The organism is Polaromonas sp. P1_G4, from assembly GCF_056405475.1.
In genome coordinates, this window is sequence record NZ_JBFUCA010001025.1 from 1 (window position 1) to 648 (window position 648).

The window sequence follows — 648 nt, forward strand, 5'->3', positions numbered from 1 at the left end:
CCGTGCTCTTGCACAAAGTGGCCGGCCCGCGGCAGCATCAAGGGCTCGCCGCAACCGCGGATCAGGGCTTGCAGCTCCTTCATGACGGGCGGGCCCAGCACCGGGTCTTGTACACCCACCACCATCAATGTCCGGCCGGGCCAGTCGTTGTGCCAGAACGCGCGCGCCTGGCGTGAAATGGCGGCGCCGTCGGCATCAGGTGCATCCGGCACCATGGGCGGGAACGCGCGCAGCGCGGCGCGATGACCTTTGTCCGGAAACGGCGCGTTGTAGGCCGCGCACTCTGCGGGACTCATCTGCGGATTGCCACGCGCAAAAAGGCGCGCCACATCAAACCCGGGGTTCCTGGCGCACATCTCGCGCCAGGCCACAAAGCCTGCAGGCAAGGGAGCATCCCCGGTGCCCAGCATGGTGTTCATGACCAGCAGGCCTTTGTAGCGATGCGGCACGACCATCGGCAGCGTCAGGCCCAGCAAACCGCCCCAGTCCTGCACCACAAGCACGACGTTCTGCAGATCCAGTTTTTCTACCAACTCGAGCAGTATCTGGCGATGGGCGGTGAAGCTATGAAAGCTGTCCTTCTTGGGCTTGTCGCTTTTGCCAAACCCGACCATGTCCGGAGCTACAACGCGGTGCCCGGCCTGCAGC

Annotated in this window: 1 protein-coding gene; it reads right to left on the bottom strand. The window is 64.7% G+C overall.

The window, feature by feature from the left end; all coding sequences use genetic code 11:
* A partial coding sequence (locus AC1D1X_RS25165; RefSeq protein WP_477699615.1) for an alpha/beta fold hydrolase occupies window positions 1-648 on the bottom strand: 648 nt, incomplete at both ends.